General features: G+C 65.8%; 6 protein-coding genes. 4 read left to right on the forward strand and 2 right to left on the reverse strand.

Translation table 11 applies throughout. The features are described from left to right. Positions 1-10: 10 nt before the first annotated feature. On the reverse strand, positions 11-1,276 hold the full coding sequence (locus CYJ22_RS07465; protein WP_101602165.1) for a phospholipase D-like domain-containing protein: 1,266 nt from the start codon (positions 1,274-1,276) through the stop codon (positions 11-13). Between the two features lie 18 nt (positions 1,277-1,294). Between CYJ22_RS07465 and gatC the strand changes: the two genes are divergently transcribed. The 4 genes from gatC (at position 1,295) to CYJ22_RS07485 (ending at position 6,264) form a co-directional block, all read left to right on the forward strand. After that, on the forward strand, positions 1,295-1,591 hold the full coding sequence (gene gatC / locus CYJ22_RS07470) for an Asp-tRNA(Asn)/Glu-tRNA(Gln) amidotransferase subunit GatC (protein ID WP_003789902.1): 297 nt from the start codon (positions 1,295-1,297) through the stop codon (positions 1,589-1,591). Further along, positions 1,591-3,096, forward strand: coding sequence for an Asp-tRNA(Asn)/Glu-tRNA(Gln) amidotransferase subunit GatA (gene gatA, locus CYJ22_RS07475; RefSeq protein WP_101602166.1), 1,506 nt, complete (start codon positions 1,591-1,593; stop codon positions 3,094-3,096). The genes gatC and gatA overlap by 1 nt, the downstream gene beginning before the upstream one ends. Further along, positions 3,096-4,592 (forward strand): Asp-tRNA(Asn)/Glu-tRNA(Gln) amidotransferase subunit GatB, encoded by a 1,497-nt coding sequence (gene gatB / locus CYJ22_RS07480; RefSeq protein WP_101602167.1) that lies wholly within the window; start codon positions 3,096-3,098, stop codon positions 4,590-4,592. The genes gatA and gatB overlap by 1 nt, the downstream gene beginning before the upstream one ends. 244 nt (positions 4,593-4,836) lie before the next feature. Beyond that, positions 4,837-6,264: an NAD-dependent malic enzyme gene (locus CYJ22_RS07485; RefSeq protein ID WP_101602168.1), complete on the forward strand. Its 1,428-nt coding sequence runs from the start codon at positions 4,837-4,839 to the stop codon at positions 6,262-6,264. A 188-nt stretch (positions 6,265-6,452) separates the two neighbouring features. Here the strand turns inward: CYJ22_RS07485 and CYJ22_RS10235 are convergent. Then, a partial coding sequence (locus tag CYJ22_RS10235) for a hypothetical protein (protein WP_207760525.1) occupies positions 6,453-6,733 on the reverse strand: 281 nt, incomplete at its 5' end.

The following is a 6,733-nucleotide window of genomic DNA, read 5'->3' on the forward strand; positions in this document are numbered from 1 at the left end:
AGGCCGGGGCTTAGACGAAGGGCTCGAAGGGGCCCAGCAGCATCTCGCCGACGCGGGTGATCATCGAGCGCTTTTCCCACTCGTCGATCGTCAGGCGGCGTGCCGTCGTTAGGTCGTTCGCGAAAATCTCCTCCATGCGCGCGGCCAGCGGGCGTGAGAAGAACTGCAGGCACACCTCGTAATTGCCGCGCATCGACAAGCGGTCGATGTTCGCCGTTCCGATCGTCGACCAGCGACCGTCCACCGTCATCGTCTTGGAGTGCACCATCGCGTGACGGTACAGCCAGATCTCCACGCCCTCGCGCAGCAGCTCACCGTAGTAGGGACGCGCCACCCAGTCCGCCAGGATGTGGTTGGAATACTCGGGGATCAACACCTGGACGCGCACGCCACGGCGTGCAGCGGCAATCAGGGAGCCGAGTACCTCGCGGTCAGGGATGAAATACGCCGTCGTGATGAGCACGCGGTCGTTCGCGCGCTCAATCGCGTCAATGTACATGCCACGGATCGGGTAGAGGAGGTAGTGCGGCAGGTTGAACTGCGCGGTCACGTCCGCGCTCCACGCGCGCGCCCCCTGATCTGGCAGCTCCGGGCTGGTTGCGGGGCGGAAATGGTTCCAGAAGTCGACGAAGCCGTTTTCCAGCTCCCACACGGCCTCGCCCGTGATACGCACGTGGGTGTCGCGCCACTCGTTGGCGAAGGGATCGCCGATGTTGTAGCCGCCCACGAAGCCGACCTCGCCGTCGACCACGAGGATCTTGCGGTGATCCTGGCCCGTGCGACGAATGTTCAGGGTGAAAAAGCCCGAGCGCAGCGTCGGGAACTTGCGCACGTGCAGATTCGGCATGACGGGGAACTTGTAGAAGCGCGGATCCTGGTTGAGGACGCCGAAGCCGTCCCACACACAGAACACCTCGACGCCGCGCTTGGCCGCGTCGATCAGTGCCGTCTTAAAACGCTGGCCCCAGCGGTCCGAGCGCCAAATGAAGGTCTCGAAATAAATGTGATGCGTCGCCCCTTCGATGGCCTCCAACATGTCCGCGTACAGGGAGGTTCCCTCCGTGTACGTGCGCGCCACGGTGTTGCCGATCTGCGTGTCGGCGGGAGGCAGGGTGGGGAAACCGTGCACGCCACCGGGGATACGGGCTGTGCGCATACGGTCGATCGCGTGCACGGTCACGACTGCGGCCGCCTGGGCGGCGAGCAGCGCGATTCCCGCTTTTTTGACGATCGACCACGTCTGCCTGGTGAGTTGGCGTCGCTGTGAAAAGGCCATACGGGTAGGATGCCACACATGTCACGCATTAGTACTGACGAGGTCGCCCGCGTTGCGGGCCTGGCCCACATCGCATTGACCGACGAGGAAATCACGCGTTTCGCGGGTGAGCTCGACGCGATCGCCGACGCCGTCTCCAAGGTGTCCGAGGTCGCCACCCCCGAGGTTCCCGCCACGTCCCACCCGATTCCGCTGACCAACGTGTGGCGCGAAGACGAGATTGGGCAGACCGTGGACCGCGACGAGGTGCTTGCTCAGGCGCCCGCCGCCCAGGACGGTATGTTCCTGGTTCCGCAGATTCTGGGGGAGGACTGATGAACGAGCTGCTGAAGAAGAGCGCCCTCGAGCTGGCGGACATGCTGGCCGCCGGCCAGATCACCTCCGTCGAGCTGACCCAGGCGTGCCTGGACCGCATCGACGCCATCGAGGACCGCGTCAACGCCTTCATCACCGTCGACCGCGAGGGTGCCCTGGCGACCGCGGCCGACGTGGACGCGCGCCGCGCGGCGGGGGAGACCCTGCACCGCCTGGCGGGCGTGCCGATCACCGTCAAGGACAACGTGGTGACGCGCGGGCTGCGCACCACCTGCGCCTCGAAGATCCTGGGTGACTGGGAGCCTCCCTACGACGCGACCGTCACCGCCAAGATCAAGGAAGCCGGCCTGCCCATCGTCGGCAAGACCAACATGGATGAGTTCGCCATGGGTTCGTCCACCGAGCACTCCGCTTTCGGTGCGACCAAGAACCCGTGGGACACCGATCGTATCCCCGGTGGCTCCGGCGGCGGTTCGGCCGCTGCTGTCGCTGCCTACATGGTGCCCCTGGCCGTCGGTTCCGACACGGGCGGCTCGATCCGCCAGCCGGCGTTCGTGACCGGCACGGTCGGCGCCAAGCCCACCTACGGCGCGGTGTCGCGTTTCGGCCTGGTGGCCATGGCCTCGTCCCTGGACCAGATCGGCCCCGTCACCCGCACGGTCGCCGACGCGGCCGCCCTGACCGAGCTGATCGGCGGCTACGACCCCAACGATTCGACCTCCCTGAACGAGCCGGTTCCCGCGCTCACCGAGGCCGTCGAGTCCGTCGCCGCGGAAGGTTCCATGAAGGGCCTGAAGGTCGGAATCGTCAAGGAGCTGAGCGGCGAGGGCTACCAGCAGGATGTCATCGATGCCTTCAACGCCACCGTCGAGAAGCTGCGCGAGGCTGGTGCCGAGATCGTCGAGGTCTCCTGCCCCCACCTGGAGTACTCGCTGGGCGCCTACTACCTGATCATGCCCGCCGAGGTCTCCTCGAACCTGGCCCGCTTCGACGGCATGCGCTACGGCATCCGCGTCGAGCCCACCGAGGGCCCCGTGACCGCCGAGCGCGTCATGGCCGCCACCCGCGAGGCTGGCTTCGGCGACGAGGTCAAGCGCCGCATCATCCTGGGCACGCACGTGCTCTCGGCCGGCTACTACGACGCCTACTACGGCAGCGCCCAGAAGGTGCGCACGCTCATCCAGCGCGACTTCGACGCGGTGTTCGAGCAGGTCGACGTCCTCGTGTCGCCCACGGCCCCCGAGACGGCCTTCAAGTTCGGCGAGAAGACCTCCGACCCGCTGGCCATGTACCTCTACGACGTCGCGACGATCCCCGCGAACCTGGCGGGCATCCCCGGCGTGAACGTGCCCAACGCGGTGTCCTCCGAGGGCCTGCCCATCGGCTTCCAGGTGCTGGCCCCCGCGCGCGGCGACCTGGTCATGTACAAGGTGGCGTCCCTGGTGGAGGCGCTCAGCGACGACGTCGCGGGTCAGTGCCCCGCAGCTAACTGGGAGGAAAAGTGATGACTGAGCTCATGGATTACGACGAGGCGGCGCGCCGCTTCGACCCGGTTCTCGGCATTGAGGTGCACGTCGAGCTGGGCACCAAGACCAAGATGTTCGACGCGGCCCCCAACGCGTTTGGCGGCGACCCGAACACCTTCGTGACCCCCGTGTCGCTGGGTCTGCCCGGCTCCCTGCCGGTCGTCAACCACAAGGCCGTCGAGTACGCGATCAAGATTGGCCTGGCCCTGAACTGCGAGATCGCGGAGTACTGCCGTTTCGCGCGTAAGAATTACTTCTACCCGGACCTGACGAAGGCCTTCCAGACCTCTCAGTCCGACGAGCCGATCGCTCACGACGGCTACGTCGACGTCGAGCTCGAGGACGGCACCATGTTCCGCGTGCAGATCGAGCGCGCGCACATGGAGGAGGACGCGGGCAAGAACACGCACATCGGTGGCGCTGACGGTCGCATCCAGGGCGCGGATCACTCGCTCGTGGACTACAACCGTGCGGGCGTGCCGCTCGTGGAGATCGTGACCCGTCCGATCGAGGGCGCCGGCGAGCGCGCCCCCGAGGTGGCTGCCGCATACGTGCAGGCCCTGCGCGACATTTTCCGCGCCCTCGACGTGTCCGAGGCCCGCATGGAGCGCGGCAACGTGCGCGCCGACATCAACGTGTCGCTGCGCCCGACTCCCGAGTCCCCGCTGGGTACGCGCACCGAGACCAAGAACGTGAACTCCTTCCGTGGCATCGCCTCGGCCGTGCGCTACGAGATGCAGCGCCAGGCCCAGATCCTGTCCGAGGGTGGCACGATCCTGCAGGAGACCCGTCACTACCACGAGGAGGACGGCTCCACGTCCTCCGGCCGTGAGAAGTCGGATTCTGAGGACTACCGCTACTTCCCCGAGCCCGACCTGGTTCCGATCCGCCCGGATCGCGAATGGGTGGAGGAGCTGCGTGCTTCGCTGCCCGAGCTGCCCGTCGCCAAGCGCCGCCGCCTGCGCGCCGAGTGGGGGTACGCGGACATGGAGATGCGCGACGTCATCAACGCCGGTGCTCTCGAGCTCATCGAGGCCACGGTCGCCGCGGGCTGCGATCCCGCCTCCGCCCGCAAGTGGTGGATGGGTGAGATCTCGCGTCGCGCCAAGGAACGCGAGGTTTCCCTCGACGAGGCCGGGGTCAGCCCCGCTCAGGTCGCTGAGCTGCAGGGCCTCATCGACTCGGGTCGCATCAACGACAAGCTGGCGCGCCAGGCCCTCGAGGGTGTCCTCGCGGGCGAAGGCGATCCGACGCAGGTCGTCGAGGCCCGAGGCCTCGAGGTTGTCTCCGACGACGGTGCCCTGACGGCGGCCGTCCAGGAGGCCCTGGACGCCAACCCCGACATCGTCGAGAAGATCAAGGGCGGCAAGGTCCAGGCGGCCGGCGCCCTCGTCGGCGCGGTCATGAAGGCCACCCGCGGGCAGGCTGACGCTGCCCGCGTGCGTGAGCTGATCATGGAGATGGTCGGCGCCTGAGGTTCATCCTGACGAACGTCACAGGGGCCGGGATCGATGCGATCCCGGCCCCCGTCGTCGTCTCCGGACTGTTCGCCCCGGCCTCGTGGTGATCTCCCGAGAAGGCACCCCGGCCTCGTCCCTGATCGCTCGCACGTGTCCACGTTGTGGCCTTCCCCTTCCTGGGGGAGCGGAAAGTTACCTAGGATGAGCGCTTGAGGACAGCCGGGCCAACTGTGGCCGGGCGCCCAACGAAAGGACAGACATGCGCACATCGCCGTCGTACACCGCCTCCTACCGTATCGAGGTGGACGAGAAGACGACTTCCATCGCGTCCATTGTTGACGCAGTCTCTTCGACTGGAGCGGAGATCAAGGGCCTCGACGTGGCCGACTCCGACCGCGGGCGCATCATCATTGACCTGACGTGCGACATGCGCGATTCTGAGCACCGCCGCGAGGTGCGCGACGCCATCGCTGCGCTGCCCGGCGTGATCGCCGATTCCGTCGCCGACCAGACGTTCATGAGCCACATCGGCGGCAAGGTGGAGATCCACTCCAAGGTGCCGCTGCGTAACCGTGACGACCTCTCGCGCGCCTACACGCCCGGCGTTGCCCGCGTGTGCACCGCCATCCACGACATGCCCCAGAAGGCCCACCTGCTGACCATGAAGGCCAACACGGTCGCGGTCGTTTCCGACGGTACCGCGGTGCTCGGCCTGGGCGATATCGGCCCCGAGGCCGCCCTGCCCGTCATGGAGGGCAAGGCCGTCCTGTTCAAGGAGTTCGGCGGCGTGGACGCCTGGCCGGTCGTCCTGGACACCAAGGACACCGAGGAGATCATCTCCATCGTTAAGGCGATCGCCCCCGCGTACGGCGGCATCAACCTGGAGGACATCTCCGCACCCCGCTGCTTCGAGATCGAAGAGCGCCTGCGCGCCGAGCTCGACATCCCCGTCTTCCACGACGACCAGCACGGCACCGCGATCGTCGTTCTTTCGGCACTCATCAACGCGCTCAAGATTGTCAACAAGAAGATCGAAGACGTGCGCATCGTCGTCTCCGGCGTCGGCGCGGCCGGCAACGCGATTATCCGCCTGCTGCTCGCCCAGGGCGCTCGCGACATCATCGGCTGTGGCCGCGACGGCGCGCTCTCCGGCGACGACACCGAAGGCATGCACCCCTCGCGCAAGGCGCTGGCCGAGGCGACGAACCCCCGCCACGTCCACGGCTCCCTCAAGGAGGTCCTCAAGGGTGCCGACGTCTTCATCGGCGTCTCCTCGGGCAACATCCTCGATCCCTCCGACGTTGAGACCATGGCTGACGACGCCATCGTCTTCGCGCTGGCCAACCCCACGCCCGAGGTCGACCCGATCGGCGCCGGCAAGTACGCCGCCGTCGTCGCCACGGGCCGCAGCGACTACCCGAACCAGATCAACAACGTTCTGGCCTTCCCGGGTCTGTTCCGCGGTCTCCTGGACGCCAAGGTCAAGGAGATCACGACCGAAGTTCTGCGCGTTGCTGCCGTGGCTATCGCGTCCGTGATCTCCGAGGACGAGCTCTCGCCCTCCTACATCATCCCCGGCGCCTTCGATAAGCGCGTTGCACCCGCGGTCTCCAAGGCCGTACGTCGCGCCGTGCGCGACCTTCCGACCGTGGATATCCCCGTTCAGCCCGATATGGATGTGAACTGAGAGTCATTTCGGCTGTTTGGCGGGCCCGATCGCGCTGGTGATGCGCGGTCGGGCCCGCCTTTTTATTGACTCTGTGTGGCGATGCAAGCTGAATTGACGTTGACTTTTCGTTGTGTTTGGTGGGTTTGTGTTGTGTGTGGTGGGGGTCACGGTGTTTTGGTTTGACTTTGGGTGTGGGGGTGAGTAGATTATTCACCTGTCGCCGCGAGCTTGTTTGTGGGTTTGTGGTGGTGGTTCACTGCTTGGGTGGCTGGGTTTTGTGGCTTGGTTGTCTGGGTGTGTGGGTGTTGTTTGTGAACTCGATAGTGTGTTTGTTTGTTTTTTATGCCTGTTTTTTGTTTTTGAGTGTTTTTGGTTGGGATTGCTGGCTGGCCTTGTTTGGTTGGTTGGTTTTTCTGGGCTTTAACGTTTTTGTTTTTGTTCGGAGAGTTTGATCCTGGCTCAGGACGAACGCTGGCGGCGTGCTTAA

This window comes from Schaalia odontolytica, assembly GCF_002847525.1.
In the GTDB taxonomy this organism is placed as follows: domain Bacteria; phylum Actinomycetota; class Actinomycetes; order Actinomycetales; family Actinomycetaceae; genus Pauljensenia; species Pauljensenia odontolytica_B.